The sequence below is a fragment of the Piscinibacter gummiphilus genome (genome assembly GCF_002116905.1).
In the GTDB taxonomy this organism is placed as follows: Bacteria; Pseudomonadota; Gammaproteobacteria; order Burkholderiales; family Burkholderiaceae_C; genus Rhizobacter; species Rhizobacter gummiphilus.
On the sequence record NZ_CP015118.1, the window covers coordinates 4,729,847 to 4,749,823 of the forward strand.

26 protein-coding genes are annotated in these 19,977 nt (G+C 69.7%); 8 read left to right on the forward strand and 18 right to left on the reverse strand.

Annotated elements, in window-relative coordinates; translation table 11 throughout:
- The first annotated feature begins 166 nt into the window (after window positions 1-166).
- The 5 genes from ugpB to ugpQ are packed head-to-tail and all read left to right on the forward strand — an operon-like array spanning window position 167 to window position 5,091.
- Complete coding sequence (ugpB, locus tag A4W93_RS21460; RefSeq protein WP_085752543.1) at window positions 167-1,489, forward strand: sn-glycerol-3-phosphate ABC transporter substrate-binding protein UgpB; 1,323 nt, start codon at window positions 167-169, stop codon at window positions 1,487-1,489.
- 9 nt (window positions 1,490-1,498) lie between these two features.
- Window positions 1,499-2,380, forward strand: coding sequence for a sn-glycerol-3-phosphate ABC transporter permease UgpA (ugpA, locus tag A4W93_RS21465; protein ID WP_085752544.1), 882 nt, complete (start codon window positions 1,499-1,501; stop codon window positions 2,378-2,380).
- Complete coding sequence (gene ugpE / locus A4W93_RS21470) at window positions 2,380-3,231, forward strand: sn-glycerol-3-phosphate ABC transporter permease UgpE (RefSeq protein ID WP_085752545.1); 852 nt, start codon at window positions 2,380-2,382, stop codon at window positions 3,229-3,231. Before ugpA ends, ugpE begins: the two co-directional genes overlap by 1 nt.
- Window positions 3,232-3,255: 24 nt before the next feature.
- Window positions 3,256-4,323, forward strand: coding sequence for a sn-glycerol-3-phosphate import ATP-binding protein UgpC (locus A4W93_RS21475; RefSeq protein WP_085752546.1), 1,068 nt, complete (start codon window positions 3,256-3,258; stop codon window positions 4,321-4,323).
- Between the two features lie 9 nt (window positions 4,324-4,332).
- A complete protein-coding gene (gene ugpQ / locus A4W93_RS21480; RefSeq protein ID WP_085752547.1) occupies window positions 4,333-5,091 on the forward strand; it encodes a glycerophosphodiester phosphodiesterase in 759 nt (252 codons plus the stop codon).
- 9 nt (window positions 5,092-5,100) lie between these two features.
- On the opposite strand, the gene A4W93_RS21485 is transcribed toward ugpQ, so the two are convergent.
- Entirely contained in the window at window positions 5,101-5,766 is a 666-nt protein-coding gene (locus tag A4W93_RS21485; RefSeq protein ID WP_099959957.1) for a tetratricopeptide repeat protein, read from the reverse strand.
- Window positions 5,767-5,840: 74 nt separating this feature from the next.
- On the reverse strand, window positions 5,841-7,802 hold the full coding sequence (locus A4W93_RS21490) for a phosphatase PAP2 family protein (protein ID WP_085752549.1): 1,962 nt from the start codon (window positions 7,800-7,802) through the stop codon (window positions 5,841-5,843).
- Between the two features lie 227 nt (window positions 7,803-8,029).
- Here A4W93_RS21490 and A4W93_RS21495 point away from each other — a divergent pair, with 227 nt between their 5' ends.
- Window positions 8,030-10,117 carry an Ig-like domain-containing protein gene (locus A4W93_RS21495; protein ID WP_085752550.1) on the forward strand — a complete coding sequence of 696 codons (2,088 nt, stop codon included), beginning with the start codon at window positions 8,030-8,032 and terminating at the stop codon, window positions 10,115-10,117.
- Between the two features lie 19 nt (window positions 10,118-10,136).
- Here A4W93_RS21495 and A4W93_RS21500 read toward each other — a convergent pair whose 3' ends face one another.
- From A4W93_RS21500 to A4W93_RS21510, 3 genes are read right to left on the reverse strand one after another with little or no spacing between them, the layout of a single operon-like run.
- Window positions 10,137-11,048, reverse strand: a complete 912-nt coding sequence (locus A4W93_RS21500; RefSeq protein ID WP_085752551.1) for a cation diffusion facilitator family transporter — start codon at window positions 11,046-11,048, stop codon at window positions 10,137-10,139.
- Between the two features lie 4 nt (window positions 11,049-11,052).
- Window positions 11,053-11,358 (reverse strand): DUF1330 domain-containing protein, encoded by a 306-nt coding sequence (locus A4W93_RS21505; protein ID WP_085752552.1) that lies wholly within the window; start codon window positions 11,356-11,358, stop codon window positions 11,053-11,055.
- A 54-nt stretch (window positions 11,359-11,412) separates the two neighbouring features.
- The gene (locus tag A4W93_RS21510; protein ID WP_157131729.1) at window positions 11,413-11,718 is read right to left on the reverse strand and encodes a hypothetical protein; all 306 of its coding nucleotides are present in this window, start codon (window positions 11,716-11,718) and stop codon (window positions 11,413-11,415) included.
- Between the two features lie 176 nt (window positions 11,719-11,894).
- Here A4W93_RS21510 and A4W93_RS21515 point away from each other — a divergent pair, with 176 nt between their 5' ends.
- The gene (locus tag A4W93_RS21515) at window positions 11,895-12,293 is read left to right on the forward strand and encodes a nuclear transport factor 2 family protein (RefSeq protein WP_085752554.1); all 399 of its coding nucleotides are present in this window, start codon (window positions 11,895-11,897) and stop codon (window positions 12,291-12,293) included.
- Here A4W93_RS21515 and A4W93_RS21520 read toward each other — a convergent pair.
- Both A4W93_RS21520 and A4W93_RS21525 read right to left on the reverse strand, forming a co-directional pair.
- Window positions 12,290-12,985 carry an aspartate/glutamate racemase family protein gene (locus A4W93_RS21520; protein ID WP_085754274.1) on the reverse strand — a complete coding sequence of 232 codons (696 nt, stop codon included), beginning with the start codon at window positions 12,983-12,985 and terminating at the stop codon, window positions 12,290-12,292. The two genes, A4W93_RS21515 and A4W93_RS21520, sit on opposite strands and share 4 nt — an antisense overlap.
- Before the next feature lie 17 nt (window positions 12,986-13,002).
- Window positions 13,003-13,293 carry a hypothetical protein gene (locus A4W93_RS21525; protein ID WP_157131730.1) on the reverse strand — a complete coding sequence of 97 codons (291 nt, stop codon included), beginning with the start codon at window positions 13,291-13,293 and terminating at the stop codon, window positions 13,003-13,005.
- A 131-nt stretch (window positions 13,294-13,424) separates the two neighbouring features.
- On the opposite strand from A4W93_RS21525, the gene A4W93_RS21530 reads away from it, so the two are divergent.
- Complete coding sequence (locus A4W93_RS21530; protein WP_085752556.1) at window positions 13,425-13,811, forward strand: VOC family protein; 387 nt, start codon at window positions 13,425-13,427, stop codon at window positions 13,809-13,811.
- 674 nt (window positions 13,812-14,485) lie between these two features.
- On the opposite strand, the gene A4W93_RS21535 is transcribed toward A4W93_RS21530, so the two are convergent.
- The 11 genes from A4W93_RS21535 to A4W93_RS21585 form a co-directional block, all read right to left on the reverse strand.
- On the reverse strand, window positions 14,486-14,773 hold the full coding sequence (locus A4W93_RS21535; protein ID WP_085752557.1) for a hypothetical protein: 288 nt from the start codon (window positions 14,771-14,773) through the stop codon (window positions 14,486-14,488).
- Window positions 14,770-15,171 carry a GFA family protein gene (locus A4W93_RS21540; RefSeq protein ID WP_085752558.1) on the reverse strand — a complete coding sequence of 134 codons (402 nt, stop codon included), beginning with the start codon at window positions 15,169-15,171 and terminating at the stop codon, window positions 14,770-14,772. Before A4W93_RS21540 ends, A4W93_RS21535 begins: the two co-directional genes overlap by 4 nt.
- 52 nt (window positions 15,172-15,223) lie before the next feature.
- Entirely contained in the window at window positions 15,224-15,538 is a 315-nt protein-coding gene (locus A4W93_RS21545; RefSeq protein ID WP_085752559.1) for an NIPSNAP family protein, read from the reverse strand.
- Window positions 15,535-16,089: a DUF2867 domain-containing protein gene (locus A4W93_RS21550; RefSeq protein WP_085754275.1), complete on the reverse strand. Its 555-nt coding sequence runs from the start codon at window positions 16,087-16,089 to the stop codon at window positions 15,535-15,537. Before A4W93_RS21550 ends, A4W93_RS21545 begins: the two co-directional genes overlap by 4 nt.
- A gap of 36 nt (window positions 16,090-16,125) precedes the next feature.
- Window positions 16,126-16,767, reverse strand: a complete 642-nt coding sequence (locus A4W93_RS21555) for a DJ-1/PfpI family protein (RefSeq protein WP_085752560.1) — start codon at window positions 16,765-16,767, stop codon at window positions 16,126-16,128.
- A gap of 27 nt (window positions 16,768-16,794) precedes the next feature.
- Window positions 16,795-17,379 carry a DUF1877 family protein gene (locus A4W93_RS21560; RefSeq protein ID WP_085752561.1) on the reverse strand — a complete coding sequence of 195 codons (585 nt, stop codon included), beginning with the start codon at window positions 17,377-17,379 and terminating at the stop codon, window positions 16,795-16,797.
- 68 nt (window positions 17,380-17,447) lie between these two features.
- The gene (locus A4W93_RS21565) at window positions 17,448-17,852 is read right to left on the reverse strand and encodes a VOC family protein (protein WP_085752562.1); all 405 of its coding nucleotides are present in this window, start codon (window positions 17,850-17,852) and stop codon (window positions 17,448-17,450) included.
- 9 nt (window positions 17,853-17,861) lie between these two features.
- Window positions 17,862-18,329 (reverse strand): helix-turn-helix transcriptional regulator, encoded by a 468-nt coding sequence (locus A4W93_RS21570; RefSeq protein ID WP_085752563.1) that lies wholly within the window; start codon window positions 18,327-18,329, stop codon window positions 17,862-17,864.
- Window positions 18,326-18,802: a RidA family protein gene (locus A4W93_RS21575; RefSeq protein ID WP_085752564.1), complete on the reverse strand. Its 477-nt coding sequence runs from the start codon at window positions 18,800-18,802 to the stop codon at window positions 18,326-18,328. The genes A4W93_RS21570 and A4W93_RS21575 overlap by 4 nt, the downstream gene beginning before the upstream one ends.
- 34 nt (window positions 18,803-18,836) lie before the next feature.
- Window positions 18,837-19,583 (reverse strand): type I methionyl aminopeptidase, encoded by a 747-nt coding sequence (gene map / locus A4W93_RS21580; protein ID WP_085752565.1) that lies wholly within the window; start codon window positions 19,581-19,583, stop codon window positions 18,837-18,839.
- Between the two features lie 28 nt (window positions 19,584-19,611).
- Window positions 19,612-19,968, reverse strand: coding sequence for an ankyrin repeat domain-containing protein (locus A4W93_RS21585; RefSeq protein ID WP_085752566.1), 357 nt, complete (start codon window positions 19,966-19,968; stop codon window positions 19,612-19,614).
- Window positions 19,969-19,977: the final 9 nt, after the last annotated feature.

Genomic DNA, 19,977 nt, shown 5'->3' on the forward strand with positions numbered 1-19,977 from the left:
CCGGGGTCCTGGGCGGCGAAAAGCGAAAACAAGCGAAAAACAAGGAACCGTTGTGGTTATCCCGAATGCCCTTGACCGTTTCGGAAGGTGATAAACCAGCCTGTCACATCCGTTTGGCCTACTCGGCGGTTTTTCCCGCCGCCCGCCGGCACCCTGGAGTCCCACCATGCAACACAAGAACACCGCCGCCGCTCTCGCCGCCGGCCTGCTCGCGCTCGCCGCCCACCCCGCCGCCCACGCCCAGATCGAGATCCAGTGGTGGCACTCGATGACCGCCGTGAACGGCGAATGGGTCAACGACCTGGCCCGCGACTTCAACGCGAGCCAGAAGGACTACAAGGTCGTGCCCACGTTCAAGGGCAGCTACGAGGAATCGATGCCGGGCGCGGTGGCCGCGTTCCGCGCCGGCACCGCGCCGCACATCCTGCAGGTCTACGAGGTGGGCACCGCCACGATGATGGCCAGCAAGGGCGTCGCGATCCCCGTGGGCCAGGTCATGAAGGAGGCCGGGCTGCCGTTCGATCAGTCGGTGTACATCCCCGCCGTGGCGAGCTACTACACCGCCCCGAACGGCCAGATGATCAGCCTGCCGTTCAACAGCTCCACCACGGTCTTCTACTACAACAAGGACGCCTTCAAGGCCGCCGGCCTCGACCCGAACAAGGGCCCGACGACCTGGCCCGAGGTGGTCAGCGCCGCCGCGAAGCTGAAGGCTTCCGGCCACAAGTGCCCGTTCACCACGGCCTGGCAGGGCTGGACCCAGCTCGAGAGCTTCTCGGCCTGGCACAACGTCGAGTACGCCAGCAAGCGCAACGGCCTGGCCGGCATGGACGCCCGCCTGATGATCGACTCGCCGCTGCACCTGCGCCACATCGAGAACCTCGCCAACATGTCCAAGCAGGGCCTGTTCGTCTACAAGGGCCGCGGCAACGTGCCCGAGGCCTCGTTCGTGTCCGGCGAATGCGCGATGGTGACCACGTCGTCGGGCTTCCTCGGCAACGTGCGCAAGAACGCCAAGTTCGGCTATGGCGTCTCGGCGCTGCCGTACTACCCGGACGTGCCGGGTGCCCCGCAGAACACCGTGATCGGCGGCGCGAGCCTGTGGGTCATCTCCGGCAAGAAGCCGGCCGAGTACAAGGGCGTGGCCACGTTCTTCAAGTACATCTCGTCGCCCGAGGTGCAGGCCAAGAGCCACCAGCGCACGGGCTACCTGCCCGTCACCACCGCGGCGTACGAGCTCACCGAGAAGTCGGGCTTCTACAAGGAGAACCCGGGCTCCGACGTGGCCGTGACGCAGATGGTGCGCAAGGTGACCGACAAGAGCCGCGGCATCCGCCTGGGCAACTACCCGCAGATCCGCACCATCGAGGACGAGGAACTCGAACAGGTGTGGGGCGGCAAGAAGACCGCCAAGGAAGCCCTGGTGGCCATCGTCAAGCGCGGCAACGAACTGCTCGAGAAGTTCGAGCGCGCGAACAAGGGCCGCTGATCCCCTCGCATGGAAAAGCGCGTCGTCTTCCGTTCGGCCTGGCTCCCGTGGGCGCTTCTGGCGCCCCAGATCGTGATCATCACGGTCTTCTTCTTCTGGCCGGCGGCCCAGGCCCTGCTGCAGTCCCTGCAGCAGGCCGACGCGTTCGGCACCTCCGTCGAATGGGTGGGCCTCGACAATTTCCGTGCGCTCTTCGATGACCCGAGCTACCTCGCGTCGTTCAAGACCACGGCGATCTTCTCGGTGCTGGTGGCGGGGCTCGGCATCGCGCTGTCGCTGATGCTCGCGGTCTTCGCCGACCGCATCGTCAAGGGCACCACCCTGTACCGCACGCTGCTGATCTGGCCGTACGCAGTCGCCCCGGCCGTGGCCGGGGTGCTGTGGCTCTTCCTGTTCGCGCCCAGCATCGGCATCGTGTCGTACGGCCTCCAGGCGATCGGCTTCGCCTGGAACCACCTGCTCGACAGCGACCACGCGATGGCCCTCATCGTCGTGGCCGCCGTGTGGAAGCAGATCTCCTACAACTTCTTGTTCTTCGTGGCCGGCCTGCAGAGCATCCCGAAGTCGCTGATCGAGGCCGCGGCCATCGACGGCGCCCGCCCGTGGCGGCGCTTCTGGACGATCCAGTTCCCCCTGCTCTCGCCCACCACGTTCTTCCTGCTCGTGATCAACGTCGTCTACGCCTTCTTCGAGACCTTCGCCATCGTGGACGCGTCCACGCAGGGCGGCCCGGGGCGCGACACGGCCATCCTCGTCTACAAGGTCTACTACGACGGGTTCAAGGCGATGGACCTGGGCGGCTCGGCCGCGCAGTCGGTGGTGCTGATGTTCATCGTCGTGGCGCTCACCGTCATTCAATTCCGGTTCGTCGAGAAGAAGGTCAACTACTGATGGTCGAGCGCCGCCCAACCCTCGGGATCCTCGCCCACGTCGTGCTGATCCTCGGCGTGATCATCGTCGCCTTCCCGCTGTACGTGACCTTCGTCGCGTCCACGCAGACGGCGCAGGACATCGTCAACGCCCCCATGTCGCTGTGGCCCGGCAGCCACCTGGTCGAGAACTACACCGCCGCGATCCAGGGCCGCAGCAGCGGCGCCGGGTCCACCGCGCCGGTGGGCCGCATGATGTTCGTGAGCCTGGTGTCGGCCCTCGTCATCGCCATCGGCAAGATCGCGATCTCGCTGCTGTCGGCCTTCGCCATCGTCTACTTCCGGTTCCGCTTCCGCATGGTGGCCTTCTGGGCCATCTTCATGACGCTGATGCTGCCGGTGGAGGTGCGCATCTCGCCCACCTACAAGGTGGTGGCCGACCTCGGCATGCTCAACACGTTCGCGGGCCTGACCGTGCCGCTGATCGCCTCCGCCACGGCCACCTTCCTGTTCCGCCAGTTCTTCCTGACCGTGCCCGACGAACTGCTGGAGGCCGCGCGCATCGACGGCGCCGGCCCCATGCGCTTCTTCAAGGACATGCTGCTGCCGCTGTCGCGCACCAGCATGGCCGCGCTCTTCGTGATCCAGTTCATCTACGGCTGGAACCAGTACCTGTGGCCGCTGCTCGTGACCACCGACGAATCGATGTACCCCGTGGTGATCGGCATCAAGCGGATGATCGCCGGCGGCGAGGCGGCCAACGAATGGAACCTCGTGATGGCGACCGCGGTGCTCGCGATGATCCCGCCCGCGCTCGTCGTCATGCTGATGCAGAAGTGGTTCGTCAAGGGCCTCGTGGACACCGAAAAGTAAAAGACTCCGGAAGAACAAGACACCATGGGTTCCATTTCCATCCGCAACGTCACCAAGCAGTACGGCCTGCCGGGCAAGGGCACGCCCGTGCTCCACGGCATCGACGCCGAGATCGCCGACGGCGAGTTCATCGTCATCGTGGGGCCGTCCGGCTGCGGCAAGAGCACGCTGCTGCGCATGGTGGCCGGCCTCGAGGAGATCTCGGGCGGCCAGATCGCCATCAGCGGGCGGGTCGTCAACGACATCGAGCCGTCCGAACGCGACATCGCGATGGTGTTCCAGAACTACGCGCTCTACCCGCACATGAGCGTGTTCGACAACATGGCCTACGGGCTCAAGATCGCGGGTGTGCCGAAGGCCGAGATCCAGCAGCGGGTCGACAAGGCCGCAGGCATCCTGCAGCTGGGCGCGCTGCTGCAGCGCCGTCCGCGCGAACTCTCCGGCGGCCAGCGCCAGCGGGTCGCGATGGGCCGCGCCATCGTGCGCCAGCCGCAGGTGTTCCTGTTCGACGAACCGCTGTCGAACCTCGACGCCAAGCTGCGTGCGCAGACCCGCATCGAGATCCGCAAGCTGCACGCCGAGCTCGGTGTCACCTCGCTGTTCGTCACGCACGACCAGGTCGAGGCCATGACACTCGCGCAGCGCATGATCGTGATGAACGCCGGGCGCGTGGAACAGATCGGCTCGCCCGAGGCCGTGTACGCACGGCCGGCCACCACGTTCGTCGCCGGTTTCATCGGCTCGCCGCCCATGAACCTGCTGCGCGGCCGCGCCGAGGGCGCCACCTTCCACCTCGGCGGCCAGGTGCTGCCGCTCACGCACCGTGCCCCGCGCGACGGCGACATCATCCTCGGGCTGCGGCCCGAACACGCGGCCATCGGCGAATCCGTCGGCTGGCCGCTGCAGGTGGAGCTGCTCGAGATGCTGGGCGCTGAACGACTGGTACACGGCAAGCTGGGCGGCGCGGAATTCACGCTTCGCCTGGACGGCACGCTGACGCCGCCCGCGGAAGGTCACACGGTGCCGCTACAGTGGTCGCGTGACCATCTGCACTGGTTCGACGCCACGACCGGTGCCCGCATCGAAAGCTGAACCGCCATCATGTCCCTGCCGACCTGGCCCTACCCGCTCTGGATCGCCCACCGCGGCGCCGGCCACCTCGCACCCGAGAACACGCTCGCGGCCTTCCGCGTGGGCGCGTCCCACGGCTACCGCGCCTTCGAGTGCGACGTGAAGCTGAGCGCCGATGGCGTGCCCTTCCTGATCCATGACGCCACGCTCCAGCGCACCACGCCCGGCCACGGCCCGGCCGCGGAACTCACCTGGGCCGAACTCTCGCGCACCGACGCGGGCGGCTGGCACGGCCGCACCTGGGCGGGCGAGCCCATCCCGTCGTTCGAGGCCATCGCGCGCTACTGCCTGCGCAACGGCTTCGCGCTGAACATCGAGCTGAAGCCGCCCACCCCCGAGGTGGAACACGAGACCGGCCGCGCGGTGGCCGAACTCGCAGCAACCCTGTGGGCCGGCGAGACGGTGCCTCCACTGTTCAGTTCGTTCAAGCCCGAGGCCCTCGCGGGCGCGCGGGCCGGCGCGCCCGACCTGCCGCGCGCGCTGCTGCTCGACCAGTTGCGCGACGGCTGGCTGGAGGAAGCGCTGGGCCTGGGCTGCGTGGCCGTGGTGTGCCACTACCCGCTGCTGGACGCCGCCGTGATCGGCCGCATCCACGAGGCGGGGCTGCGCGCGCTGTCGTTCACCATCAACGACCCGGCGGAAGTGCGCCGGCTGGTGGCCGCCGGCGTGGACGGGCTCATCACCGACGCCGTCGAGAAGTTCTCGCCCGGCGTCGGCGTGTTCGACTGATCCGGGTCTTCAGGACACCTTCACACCGAGGTACTCCCGCCCGGCACCCGGCAGGTACTTCAGCGCGAGGCTCATGTCGATCCGGCCGCTGATGGTGTCGCCGGCCGCCTGCCGGGCCAAGCCGCGCCCGAACAACGCCCGCATGTGGTTGGCCTGGACCAGCAGCGCCTCGTTGAACGCCGCGACGGCCTCCGCGTGGCGGCCGAGCAGCAGCTGGGCCTGCCCCTTCGACGTCCAGGCATTGGCCTTCGACCCGGGCAGGGTCAGCGCGCGATCGCAGTCGGCCAGGCCGGCGTCGCTCCGTTCGGCGGCGACACGGATCACGCACAGCGCCCCCACGGTGCGCATGTCGTCGGGCTTCAGTTCCGCCGCGAGCTTGATGTCGGCGAGGGCCTCGGCCTGACGGCCGGCGGCGTGCAGCAGGATCGCGCGGTCGCGCAGGGCCAGCTGCTGCCGCGGGTCCAGTGCCAGGGCCCGGGAGAGTTCGGCCATCGCCTCGTCCACCCGGTTGGCCTCGGCCAGCTGGTGGCCGCGGCGGGCCAGCGCTTCAGCGGTCTCCGCGGGCGGGGTCGCCTGGGCGGGCGGCGCCGGCTCGACCACGGTGACGGTGGAACAGGCGGCGAGGCCCAGCAGGGCCAGCACGGGCACGCAACGCAGCAACGGGTTCAAGGTCAAGGCGGACTCGTCAAAAAGAAATGAAGGGAGCGCGAGCATAGGCCCGCCCTCCCCGCCCCGCCATCCCTACCCGCTCAACCGTCGATGTGCAGCTGCAGGCCCGTCGCCGTGTAGTTCGGCGTGACCTTGTAGCCGTCCACCGTGATGGTGGTGAACTTGCCGAGCAGGCGCGTGCCCGAGATCAGCTGGAGCGTATCGCCCACCGACGGCGTCTGGCCCGCCTTGAAGCGCACGTTCAGCGTGCCGCCGGCGATCGTCGCGGTGCCCGCGACCGCCAGGCGGCCCGCACCACCACCGCCCACCACGAGGTCGAGCGTGGTGCCCGGCAACTGCGTGTAGGCGCCCGAGACGGCCACGGCCGACTCGATCACCAGGCGGCCACCGGCCACGTGCACGTCCCCCTTGCCGAGGGCCGACGACGACGCGGCCTGCAGCGTGCCGGCGCTCAGCGCCACGCCGCCGGTGAACGTGTTCGCGCCGGCCAGGCGCAGCGCGCCCGTGCCGAGCTTCGCGAGGCGGCCCGCGCCGGCGATGTCGTTCCACCACACGTCCTGGGCGTTGTAGCCGCCGAGCGAGGCGTCCATCGTCACGGCCACGTCGCCGTCGAAGCGGCCGTAGCCGTCGGCGGCGTCGAAGAGGTTCAGGCGGCCCCAGCCTTCGGCGTCGTCCATCGCGGGGAAGCCCGACGGCAGCGCCGTGGTCTTCAGCACCACGCGGCGCTGGTCGGCGGTGAGGTAAGGCAGGCGCGTCTCCAGCAGCACCTCGGCGCCCTTCGGCACCACGGCGGGCTTGTTGGTCGCGGCGATGGCCGTGAAGCCGAACGTCATCAGGCGGCGGTGCGTCGCCTTGTTCGCGGCGTGATCGGCGTACGGGTCCTGGGCCGTGGTCTGCGAGTGCGCGAAGGCGATCAGCGCGGCGTCGTTCGCGGAGCCGGTCGCGGTCATCAGCGTGCTGCGCGCCTGGGCGCGGGCCGCCACGCGGGCATCCTTGTTCTGGCCGGTCGAGAGACTGGCCGCGGCCACGGCGAGGCCCTGGATGCGGCCGCCGATCACGTCGAGCGGCGAGTGCATGCCGGCGAGGATGCGGTTCTCGCCGAGCACGAGAGACCGCGTGAGCATCTCCTGGTAGCGCTCGGGCACGACGTAGGCCATGGCCAGACCCTTGCGCACGGCCTCGGCGGTGTGACCGCTGACGAAGCCGCCGTCGGTGCCGGGCGTGGTGCTCTTGGCCGGCTCGAGCGCGGGCACGACCTTCACGCTCGTGCTCCAGCGCCACGGACGGGCGTACTTGTAGAAGCGCTTGGCGGGTTCGGTGGAGCCGTTCTCGCCGATGTTGCCGATGAGGTCGACCACCTGGCCGAACTCGGCGTTGGCCGAGCCGCCCACGCCGTTCTCGATGCCGCCGTCGTCGTACTTGACGGTGGTGGCGTCCGCGGGAATACCGGTGATCGTGGTGGTCTGGCGGCTGGCCGAACGCCAGGCGGCGGTCAGCGGGCCCATGCCGTCGGCGATGCTGTAGGTCTTGCCCCGGCGGTCGTCGAGGTAGGCGGCGAGCGCCTGGGCTTCGGTGCGGTTCGTCGTCGCCTGCACGACGTAGGCGATGTTGGCGTCGTGCACGGCTGCGTTCAGCACCTTGCCGTCGGTGGCATCTCCCGGGATGCCCGTCCAGGTGGACGCGGCCACGGCGGGGAAACCGTCGCGCGCCGGCGCGGCGGCGCCGGCGTCGACCAGCAGCGTCGACGGCTGCCAGATGTCCAGGAACCCGGCCACGAGGCGCACGCCGGCGTTGGTCTCCTTCGTCGCGTAGCGGGCGTCGCCGCGCTGGTTCGTCGCGCTGTTGTCGACGTACGGCGGCGTCGTGGCCTCGGCCGCGACGGGAGCGGTGTCGGCGGTGCCCAGACCCTTGGGCGCCTCGGGAACGGTGACGACGTCGTTCGACGGCGCGACGGTGTCGTCGTCACCGCCGCAGGCGGTCAGCGACAGCGCGGCGGCCAGCGCGAGGGACAGGGGGTGGCGGACAAGGGGAAGAGACTTCATGGGCCGGAAAGAGGATGCGAAAGCGGCGGACTCTAGAGATGGCGGATGTCAGCCGCATGACCGATCAAGACGGCCAAACCGGACGCCCGTGCGGCCATCCAGGCCACCAAGGCTGGTTTCGTGCCCGCAGCACCCAGGAGAACGGGTGGGCAAGCCCGAATGTGAACGGACGTGCAATTTTCGTACGATCAGGACGGCTTCAGACCATCACAAGGGAGAGAACACACATGACGACGCCTTCGGCGGCCGGGCGCGGCCGCCTGTCCCCTGCCACGCCCGTGCGCCTCGCCGCACTCGGTTCCCTGTTCGTGCTGGCCGCCTGCGGCGGCGGTAGCGACGACAGCGCCCCGCCGGCACCCGCCCCCGCGCCAGCCGCGACCACCACCACCGTGAGCGGCGTGGCCGCCTCGGGCGCGGCCTTCACCGGCGCCACGGTCACCGTCACCGACAGCCGTGGCACCGTCGTCGGCACCACCGCTGCCCCCGTGGGCGACACGGGCACCTACAGCATCACGCTGGCCGCCGGCGCGGTGCCGCCCTTCGTGCTGACGGCCACCCGCACCATGGCGAACGGCGCGACCGATTCGCTCGTCAGCGTGCTGCCCGCGGCCGGCACCGCCACCGTCAACCTGACACCGCTCACCACCCTCGTCGCCTCGCGCCTGAGCGCGAGCGGCAACCCGCTGTCCCTCGCCGCCGAGGTGCAGGCGAAGACGGCCACCGTGGATGCGACCACCGTCGCCGCGAAGACCGCCGAGGTGCGGCAGATCGTCGCGCCGGTCCTGGCCGCCACGAACACCACGAACGTCGACCTGCTCAACGGCACCTTCGCCGTCGACGGCACCGGGCACGACCGCCTGCTCGACACCCTCACGGTCAACATCATCCCGGCCAGCGGCACCACCGCGAACATCGAGGTCGGCCTCAAGGTGCAGGGCGCCGCGGGCGCGCAGCCGCCGGTGATCCGCTTCACCAACGCCGACAACCTCGCGGCCATCGCCGCCGCCAACGCCGCGGTGCTCGGCACGCAGATCGACCCGGCCACCGTGGTGGCGTCGGGCACCAATGTGCGCGTCCAGGAGTTCCTCGCCCGGCTGACCGCCTGCCATGCGCTGCCGCTCGCCGAACGCGTGGGCGGAACCGCGACCGTGGCCGCCGACGTGGCCGCACCCGCATGCCGCTCGCTGTTCCTCGGCGACAACCCCGCGAACTACCTGTCCGACGGCAACCCCGTGGGCCGCTTCTACGCACTGCCCTCGCTGTTCCTGCCCACCGGCAACGGCCTGGTGTTCGGCCAGGGCTCGTACGAGTACACCCTCGCCAACGGCGACATCGCCATCGGCTACACGAGCCGCACGCCCGGCGGCGCGGAAGCGGTCGACACGCTCGTCGTGCGCCTCGTGGGCTCGGCGTTCAAGCTCGTGGGCAACGGCCACGTCTACCCGGGCCACGTGTACCCGTTCATGCAGCACCGCCGCTTCGACGTGACGGGCACGCCGACGTACAACTACCGCAGCACCGGCTACGTGACGCAGGTGATCAACCGCGTGAACCCGCAGACCGGCGTGCCGATCTTCGACCGCGTCGAGGTCGTGACCCCCGGGGGAGCCACGCTCGTGATGCGCCCCGCTGCCGCCACGCAGACGCTCGTGCTGATGCGCGGCGACCAGCGCACCAACACGAGCTACGTCCGCCTGCGTTCCGCCTTCGACGACACCGCCACCGCCGGCACGCCAGCCGCCATCGAGTCGCCGAACATCTTCTTCCTGAGCCAGGACCTGTCCGACGCCGACGTCGCGGCGATCCCGGCCCGGTCGGTGTGGACGTACCGGTACTACCTCGCGTCGAACCCGACCGTGCTCGCCGCCACGCAGTACTACCGCACGCGGGCCCGCGCGCTCACGATCCCGGAACTGCGCACCAAGCCGCTCGCGGCCTTCGGTCCGCAGACCCTGGCCGGCTTCCAGACGGCGGCCGCCGACGGTGTCGTCGACCTCGCGGGCCAGGCCGGCGTGAGCCTCGGCTGGACGGTGCCGGACGGCGGGTTGCCACCGGTCCAGGCCATCCTGTTCGGCACGGTGCCGAGCGGCAATGGCACGGCCCCGTTCACCGACTACGTCGACGTCGCGTCGACCGCGCGGCAGACCACCATCCCGTGCGCCGCCGCCACGGTGGCCGACACGCACTGCACCAACGAGACGCCGCGGAAGTTCGCGGCCGGCACGGTGGCCACGGGGGCCTACCTGCTCGCGCGGGAACGCAGCGGGCGCGAGTTCGCCACGTACTACGCCACCTACAAGGTGCCGGTGAACTGAGCGGCACCTCCCCGCGCGCTCAGCGCGCGGGGGGCGCCCGCCACGGGTCCAGGTGGGTCATCACGTCGAGCACGCGGTGGTGGCCCATGACCCGTTCGCGGGCCGCCACCGAGATCGCGTGGCCGGCCTCGACGGTGAGGTCGGCGTCGACGTCGAGGTGGGCATCCACCACGATCATGTCGCCCATCTTGCGCGTGCGCACCGCATGCACACCCACCACGCCGGGCGTGCCGGCCAGCGTGGCCTCGATGGCCACCACCTCGTCGTGGTCGGCCGCGCTGTCCATCAGGTCGCTCAGGGCCGACCACGTGAACGTGGCGCCCATGCGCCCCACGAGGAAGCCGACGATGGCCGCCGCGATGGGGTCGAACAGCGGGTACCCGAGCAGGTTGCCGACGATGCCGAGGCTCACGACGAGCGACGACGCGGCGTCCGAGCGCGCATGCCACGCGTTGGCGATCAGCATGCTCGAGCGCACGCGCTTGCCCACCGCGAGCATGTAGCGGAACAGCGCCTCCTTCGCGACCATGGTGCCGCAGGCGACCCACAGCGCGGCCACGTGCACCGTGGGCACCGGGGCGCCGCTGGCGAGGTTGCCCACCGCGGACCACAGCATGCCCGCGGCCACCGAGAGCAGCAGCAGGCCCAGCACGAGCGACGCGGCGGTCTCGAAGCGCTGGTGGCCGTACGGGTGGTCCTCGTCCGGGTCCTTGCGGCCGTGGCGGTTCGCCACCAGCACGACGAAGTCGGCGAACAAGTCGGACATCGAGTGCAGGCCGTCGGCGACCAGCGCCTTCGAATGGGTCTGCCAGCCCACGACGATCTGCACCACCGACAGCACGACGTTGACCACGACGCTGGTCCACGTGCTGCGCGCCGCGGCGGCGGCCCGTTCTTCGGGGCCGATGGGCGCCTCGGGGCGGGACACCATCGCCTCAGGCCGACGGCGGTGCGTCGTAGCCCTCGACGATGATCACGTCAGCGGTGGAATGCGGCAGGCGCAGGTCGCGTGCCCGCTGGTAGGCCGGCGAGTTCCAGCAGTCGAGCGCCCGCTGGTAGCTCTCGAACTCGATCACGACGTTGCGCGCACGGCTGCCACCCTCGACGTTCTGGAAGGTACCGCCGCGCACGAGGAACCGCGCGCCGAACTGACGGAACGGCTCGGCGTTCGCCGCCACGTAGGCCTTGTAGCCCTCGGGGTCGGCCACATCGACCCGCGCGATCCAGTATCCCTTGGCCATCGTCGGCTCCTGAGTTTCCGTGAGACGGGGAACTCTACGCGAAGCCGCAAGCCTTCACCTGGCCGGGGCCGGACGGCGACACCACCGCGCCACGAGCGCCACCGGGATCGCCCACATCACGCTCCACGCCACGAGCAGCATGACCCAGCCCGCGGCGTTCGGCCCGGGCCAGCCGCCCGAGGGTGCCGGACCGAAGACCGGCACGCCCACGGCCGACAGCGGCCACAGCGGCAGGTAGACGGTGGCTGCGAGGGCGGGCGCCCAGGCGTCCGGCAGCGCCCCGACGAACGCCACGGCGCCGGCATGGAGCGCCACGAGGGCGGCGATCGCGAGGATCGCGAACACACGATTCGATTGCACGCTTCTCCCTGCGGTCGTTGCCTTGCTGGCCGGTACTCTACGGCAGGCCCGTGCCCGTTTCGCCCGCCCTTTCGGGGGTGCGTAGGAAGGTGCCTACCGCCCCCATGAAACTTGTCCGATGGCACTGGAAAGCCGCAGGCGCAACATCGCTCTTTTCACCCTGACGGAGATCCACCATGCCGACAGCAAGCAAGACACTCGTCGACCTCGAAACGAAGTTCTGGCAATCGATGGTCGACCAGGACACCCCCGCAGCGCTCGCGATGCTGAACGAACCCGCGATGATGGTCAGCTCACACGGCGCGATGAAGTTCGACCATGCGGGCTACCGCCGGATGGCCGAACAGGGCCCGATGGTCATCACGTCGTTCGAGCTCAGCGACATGGAGGTCGTGTTCCCGAACGACACCACGGCGATCCTGACCTACCACGTGAAGCAGGAAGTCGCATCGCGCGGCGATGGCGACGTGGAAGGCGCGACGCAGGAGATGAACGACACGTCGACCTGGGTGCAGACCGCCGGCGGCTGGCGGTGCGTGATGCACACCGAGACACCTTCCGAAGTGCGGCACTAAGCCCGCAATGCTTCTTCCGCGGCGGCCTTCGCGTGCAGCGCCGTGGTGTCGAACAGCGGCACCTCGGCGTCGTCCGGACCCACGAGCAGCGAGATCTCGGTGCACCCGAGGATGACGGCCTGCGCGCCGCGGGCCACCAGGTCCGCGATGATCCGCCGGTACGCGGCCCGCGAGGCCGGCTCGATCGCGCCGAGGCACAGTTCTTCGTAGATGACGCGGTGCACCACGTCCCGGTCCTCGTCGCCCGGCACCAGCACCTGGAGGCCGTGGCGTTCGACGAGGCGGTCCCGGTAGAAGGCCTGCTCCATCGTGAAGCGGGTGCCCAGCAGTCCGACGGTGGACAGCCCCGCGCGCCGGATCTCCGCCGCCGTGGGGTCGGCGATGTGGAACAGCGGGAGGCCCGCGGCTGCCTCGATGTCGGCGGCCACCTTGTGCATCGTGTTCGTGCAGAGCACGAGGAAATCGGCACCCGCCGCCTTCAGCGCGCGCGCCGCATCGCCCAGCAGCCGGCCCGCGGCCGCCCAGTCGCCCGACCGCTGCAGCGCCTCGATCTCGTGGAAGTCGACGCTGTAGAGGACGATGCGGGCCGAGTGCAGGCCACCCAGGCGTGCCTTCACGGCCTCGTTGATCTGCCGGTAGTACGGCACGGTCGACTCCCAGCTCATGCCGCCGAGGAGACCGATCGTCTTCATGCGGGTTTCGGGCGCCATCAGCAGGCCCTCGCGGTGAACGACAGCGTCATCTTCGCCTTCAGCTGGGTCTCGAGCTCGTGGTGGAACTGCGAGACCCGCGCGGGCGGCGTGGACGAGCAGGTGTGGACATGGACCTCGTGCGGCCGCCGCCGCACCACCTCCGAGACGACCGGGGCCGGCACGGCCGACACCACGTCGCCCACCCGGTACTCGTGCGGCAGGATCGTCACGTCCACCGTGGTGTGGCCCGACGTGCAGGCGGCCGCCAGCGCCACGGCCATCGGCAGGAAACCCGTTCGAAATCCCATGGCGCGTCTCCCTGTCGTTGTCTCGTGGCCCGGCCGTCGTCTGCCATAGCCTAACGGATGTTGAAGACGTCGGCGCCGAGGCGTAAGCTGGCAATCGTCCGGCCCCGTCCGGCCGGGTGAAAGGACTGCATATGCTCTCCCATGCATCCGTCACCACCATGCTGCCCGTCGTCGACCTGGCCCGCGCCCGGCGCTTCTACGAGGGCTGCCTCGGCCTCGAGCCCGGCGGCCTCCAGCCCGACGGCAAGTTCGTCTACGCCGTGGGCGGCACCACCCTCGCCCTTTTCCCGAAACCCGAAGGCACGAAGGCCGACCACACCGCCATCAGCTTCAAGGTCGACGACATCGGCGCCAGCATCGCCGAACTCGAACGCGCCGGCGTCCGGTTCGAGGACTACGACTTCCCCGACCTGAAGACCGTGGACCACGTGTGCGTGCTGGGGGCCGAGAAGGCGGCGTGGTTCAAGGACACGGAGGGGAACTACCTCTGTCTGCACGAAGACTTGCCGAACGCCTGATCGGCCCGAGGCCGAAGGATTCCGGTGACCCCGAAGCACTCGTCATCCCGGCGAATGTCCATTGCTGTCCGGGGAAAATCGAAGCGCCAGGGGACTGACCCGATCGGAAGCTGCATGCAGCGGACTTGCCGATCTGCCGACTCGATCGCGTTGCAAAAGCAAGTTGTCGTCCCGGCGCAGGCCGGGACCCTGGGCCTGGCCCGAAGCGAGGACACCAGCTTCGGCTTACTCGGCTCTGCTGCTCCTGCTCCGCGGGACTCGCGCGTCGAACGCCGAGAACTCGATGACGCCAGGACTTCTCGCCAGGCTCTGACTCGCGGGGTCTGCCTTCGCGAGCGCTCGGTTCAATCGAGCCACTCGCGTCGTTCCGCGCAGGGCGGAACATCCTGCCGCGCGCAGGCGCAGGCGCCTGCGCGCGGCGGCATCGGGTTCTGCGATGACGCTGTGTTCGCGCGCCCGGTCCAGGGTCCCGGCCTGCGCCGGGACGACAGTTTTGTTCTTTGCGGCGCGATCGAGTCGGGAGACCGGCAGCAGTGGGCCCCGGCGTTCGCCAGGGTGACCATGGCTCCGATCTGCTCCTGGATCTCGTCTGCAACCGTCGGTCGCAGGCGATCCGGGAGACCCCGTCCGCGGCGAACCCGAGAGAGACCGCGATGGCAGGTCCCCCATGGGGTTCATGTGCCTCCGCCCATGCCGAAGACCGAAAAGGGAAAGCACACCAGCGTGGTGACCTTCGGAAACGCGATCCCCAGCAACAGCCCGGAGACCGCGGAGGCGAGACCTGCGAGCCCCACGGTGGAGAACGACACGGGCGAGGGCATGAGCGAGACGCTCAGCAGGACACCGATCCAGAAGCCCCCCAGGGCCCCGACGAACGCCCCCAGGGTGCGATCCCTCCTCGACGATGGCGCTCGCCACCAGCCCGAGAAGGCTCGAACGCGCCGGGCAACGAACGTCGTCACTCGCCTTCCCGCCCCGGCAGGCCCGTGAGGTCCCCGGTCCACTTCAGCGCCGACCGGCACCACTTCTGCGCCGTCGGCACCAGCGCCTCGCGCTCGTCGATGCAGCCCACGCGCAGCCCGTAGACCTTGGGATGATCCGCATCGTGCGCGTACAGCGGCGAGCCGCACGTGGCGCAGAACGCGAGGGCGCGCCGCGAGCCGCTGTCGGCCACCTTGATGTAGACCGACGGCGTGCCCGACACGAGCCGGAACGAGCCCTCGCGGGCCGGCACCGACACGCGGTAGGCCGTGCCGGTGAGCTTCTGGCAATCGGTGCAATGGCAGAGGGTGGTGCGCGCCGGGTCGACCTCGGCCTCGTACCGGATGGCGCCGCAGTGGCAACCGCCGTGGATCTGCATGAAGGTTCTCGATTCGTGAACGGAGGGACGGAAAGGAACGATCGACCGCGTGTCAGTGGCCACCCGGAAACACCGGTCGGAAGAAGCTGCGCTCGTAGCTCACGATGCAGCGCGTCTCCTTCGCATACGCGAACGCGGCCTGGCACTCGGCGTCCTGGAACGAGCGGGTGCGGTAGTCCTCGTAGGCCGCGAACGACGGGAAGGAGAACAGCGCCAGCGCGATGTTGTTCGCGCCCTCGGACGGCATGAAGTAGCCGTGGTGCGTGCCGCCGAACTTCGCGACAAGCGGCAGCCACAGCTTGCCGTAGTGCTCGAACTCGCGGGTCTTGTCGGGGTCGATGACGTAGCGCAGGTAGCAGGTGATCATGCGGTGTCTCCGTGGGCATGGGCCGGCGGCCATCCGACACGGGCCGCCCGGCCGAGGCTCGCCTTGACCACCAGGCGGTGGAACGGCGCGATGACGCGGAGGTAGGTGCGGCCCAGCAGGTTGTGGCAGTGGACCACGGTGGAAACGGTGAGCCGGCGCTGCGCCGTCCCGGGCCCCGCGGTGCACAGCACCGACAGGCGGAAGTCGAGGTGCTTGTCGTCCTCGCCCAGCACCACCTCGTGGCCCGTCGAGCCGTAGACCCTGAAGATCCCGATGCGCGCGGGCTGGCCTTCACCACCCAGCGTCGCCAGGTGCACCGCGGTCTTGAGGCCGAAGCCCGCGACGAGGACGTCGCGCAACCGCGTGAGCGCCCCGATCCAGGCCGGCTGGTGTGCGACGAGGTGGCGTGCCAGCACGCCGGGGTCGCCGGACGCCTGGGCGGGCAGGCGGATCGAGAACGCGTCCGCGAGGTTCAGGGAGGGGTAGATGCCGACGACGGCGGACGTGGCGGGCAGCGCCACCTCGGTGGCGCGGCTGAATTCGAGGGACATCGGCATCGGCTCCAGGGCTTCCGGCACGAGCCTACCTCAGGCGGTGACCGTGTGCACGCCGCGCACGTACGCGGGCGCCTTCGGATGCCGCTCGAAGCCACCGTAGCGGTGCGTGCCGGGGTAGTACTCGGCGCCGGCCTGCACCTTGCCCGCGGCCTCGTCGCCCGCTTCGCCGGCGATGAAGGCGAGCAGCATGTCGGTGCCGGCGGACACCCCGGCCGACGACCAGACGTTGCCATCCTGCACGTGGCGCTCCTCCACCACCTGCACGTCGCCGAGCGCGCGCAGCCGGTCGAGCGAGCCCCAGTGCGTGGTGGCCCGCCGACCGGACAGCAGGCCCGCGGCATGCAGCACGAACGAACCCGTGCACACGGACAGCACGGCCTTGCAGGACCGGGCCCGTTCCGAGACGAACGCGATCAGCGCGGGGTTGTCGACCTCGCGGCGGGTGCCCTCGCCACCCGGCACCAGCAGGTAGTCGAGCGGCGGACAGGTCTCGAACGAGACGTGCGGGTTCACCGACATGCCCTTGGCACAGGCGACCGGCGCCAGGCGCTGCGCCACGAGCACGCAGTCCTTCGGCCCGCCGGCGAACCTGCTCCACATCGTGGCCATCTCCCAGGGCCCGACGAAGTCGAGCTCCTCCACTTGATCGAACAGCACGATCCCGAATGTCATCCTCGTCTCCTGAAGTGTTCTTCTGTGTCAAGTGAACCGCAGCACCACCCCGAGCGAGTGCTGCGCCGCATGCTGCAGGAACGCCCGCAGCACCAGGAAGTTGTCCACGAGGTACGCATCCACCTCGTCGTCCTGCCGCTGCCACAAGCCCTTGGGGTACAGGCCGGCGTGATCGAGCGAGCGGTACGTGTCGAGCAGTGCCGCTTCGGACACCGGCGCATGCGCCCGGCCGATGCGCTGCACCGTCTCGCCCAGGTGGTACAGCGCGGGGCCGTAGCCGACCTCCACCTCGCCGATGGGCCCGCTGCCCTCGAAGAAGTCCGGCACGTCCGGCGCCAGCCGCTTCAGGCAGGCCCGCAGGCCGTCCCAGGACTTGTCGAGGTCGGCCTCGTGCAGCTCGGGTGCGGAGAACCTCAGCGTGCGCGCCTCCGGCTTCGGGCCGCCCTTGCCGAACAGCCGCGCGAGCAGCGGCACCTTCGACTGCGAGGCCAGTTCGTCGAGGTAGGCGCTTTCGTCCTCGGCCTCGACGACCCGCCAGACCAGCGGCGGATCCGCCAGGCACTGAGCGATGTTCTCATCGCTCACGGCGTACAGGACACAGCAGACACCCATGGGACCTCCCCGGCCTTCGATGCGGATGGGCGCCACTCTACGCGATCGCCCGCGGCCGGGACCGGCCTTCAGGCACCCTCGATCATCTTCCAGCCGTTGCCCGAAGGATCACGGAAACCCGCGTCCACCTTGCCGTAGCGGTCCACCGGCTCCTGCGTGAACTCCACGCCTCGGGCGCTCAGGCGGTCGTACTCGGCGCGGCAGTTGGTGACGGACAGCACGAGCGGCGGCATCGCCCCCTTGGCCACCATCTCGCGCAGCGTCTGCGCCGTGGCGGCATCGTGCACCGGCGGGCCGGGCACGTACAGGCCGAGCTGGAACGACGGCTGGTCGGGGTGCTGCACCGTCAGCCAGCGGTAGGGGCCGTTGCGCACGTCGGTGTGGACGACGAAGCCCAGCTTCTCGACGTAGAACGCGAGCGCCTCGTCCTGGTCACGCACATACACGCCGGCGACGTTGACACCTTGGGTCATGGAATCTCCTCAGTTGGTTGGGAAGTCCACTGTGCCAGCGGGCTTCGTCCGGCGCTTCTCCGAAACTGCGGTGTTGAGGTCGGGCCGGGCCGCGGCGCGCGCGACACACTCGGGCACGTGCTCGCGCACCGGCGGAGCCGCCCGCTCGACCGTTCGCACGTCCCCCGGGCTCGCCCCGGTGATGTCCTTGAAGATGCGCCCGAAGGTGCCGATGCTGTTCCAGCCGGTCTGCAGCGCCACCTCGATCACGGGCAGGTCCGTGTCACGCAGCAGCGCGGCGGCGCGCTCGATGCGGCGGGTCAGCAGGTAGCGGTGGGGCGGCAGGCCGAAGGCCTTCTTGAACTCGCGCGCGAAATGGGCTTCCGACACGGCGCTCACCTCGGCCAGCCGCGCCACCGGCCAGTCCTGGTCGGGGGCACCGTCCATGCGGTCCTTGGCACGCAGCAGGCGACGCAGCAGTTCGGGGGGCTGGCTCATCGCGCCGACGGCGAGAACTCGACCACGGCCTCGATCTCGACGGCGAACCCCTTGGGCAACGACCCGACACCGATGGCGGAGCGGGCGTGTTCCCCCCTCTCGCCGAGCACCGCCACGAAGAGATCGGAACACCCGTTGATCACCTCGGTATGGGCCGTGAAGTCGGGGTGGGCGTTGACCATGCCGAAGACCTTCACGACCCGGGTCACGCGGTCGAGGTCACCCAGAGCGTCCTTGATGCCGGCGAGCAGGTACAGGCCCACGTCCCGCGCGTGGATCCGGGCCTGTTCCACCGTGACCTCCCGACCGACCTTCGGCACCGGGGGGCCGTCCTCGCGCAAGGGGGCGCCCTTTCCCGAGAGGTAGAGCATCGAACCGGACACGACGTACGAGCGGAAGTTGCCGCGCGGCGCCGTCACCGCGGGCAGTTCCAGGCCGAGGTCGCGAAGGCGTTGTTCAGGAGAGGTGTTCATGGCGTCGGAACGTGAAGGATGCTGGAGAGACGCGTCACGGCCTCGTCACCACGATGGGCTCGCCCTTCGTGATGATCATCGTGTGCTCGTACTGCGCCGACAGGTTGCCCGGCACACCCACCAGCGTCCATCCGTCGGCCGCCTCGTTCACCACGCGGCTCTTCGTCGACAGGAAAGGCTCGATGGTGATCACCATGCCCTCGTGCAGCACGCGGCGGTCCGACGGGTCGAAGTACCCCGCGATGTGCTCGGGTTCCTCGTGCAGCGCCCGGCCCACGCCGTGGCTGCCGAGGTTCTCGATGACCTTGAAACCGTAGGTCTTCGCGGTGCGTTCGATGGCCGCGCCGATGCCGTTGAGGGGCTGGCCCGCGCGGGCGCCTTTCATGGCCGCCTCGAGGGCCGTGCGCGTGGCGTGGCACAGGCGTGTCTTCTGCGGATTGCCTGGGGGCACCACCCGCGTGCCGCCGGTGTCGGCGAAGTAGCCGTCCCGTTCGGCGGACACGTCGATGTTCAGCACGTCACCGGGACGGATCACGCGGTCGCCCGGGATGCCGTGCGCGGCCTCCTCGTTGATGCTGATGCAGGTGGCGCCGGGGAAGTCGTACGTGAGCTGCGGTGCCGACCGGGCCCCGTGTTCGGCCAGCCACCGTGCCCCGAGCGCATCCAGTTCGCGCGTCGTCATGCCGGGTTCGGCGGCGTCCAGCATCCGGTGCAGCACGGACGACACGATGCGGCCGATGCGCTGCAGCGCGACGACGTCGTCTTCGGTTTCGATGGTCATGGCGGCTCCTGGGGATCGACCCCGGAGACTACCTTGAAATCGATTCCCCGCGAACGCCGAACCATCGCTGCCAGAACGGCCGCGCCGGTTCCTTCGCGCCCATGGCCTCCAGGAGCTCGACGAGCGGGACTCGGCCGTGCCGCCGGGCGGCCTGCAGGGGCGTGAGGTTGTCCATCTCCGACAGCAGGTCCGGGTCCGCGCCATGCGCCAGCAGGTGGCGGGCGACGTCGTCGTGCCCGTTCACCAGGCTGGCCACCAGCGGGGTGCAGAGGATCTCGGGATGCTGGTAGTTCGGGTCCACGCCCTCGTCGAGGTGATGGCGCACGAGCGGCAGGTTGCCCGACGTGGCCGCTTGGTAGAGGTCTTTCCAGTCTCCTGCCGACATTCGTGTCTT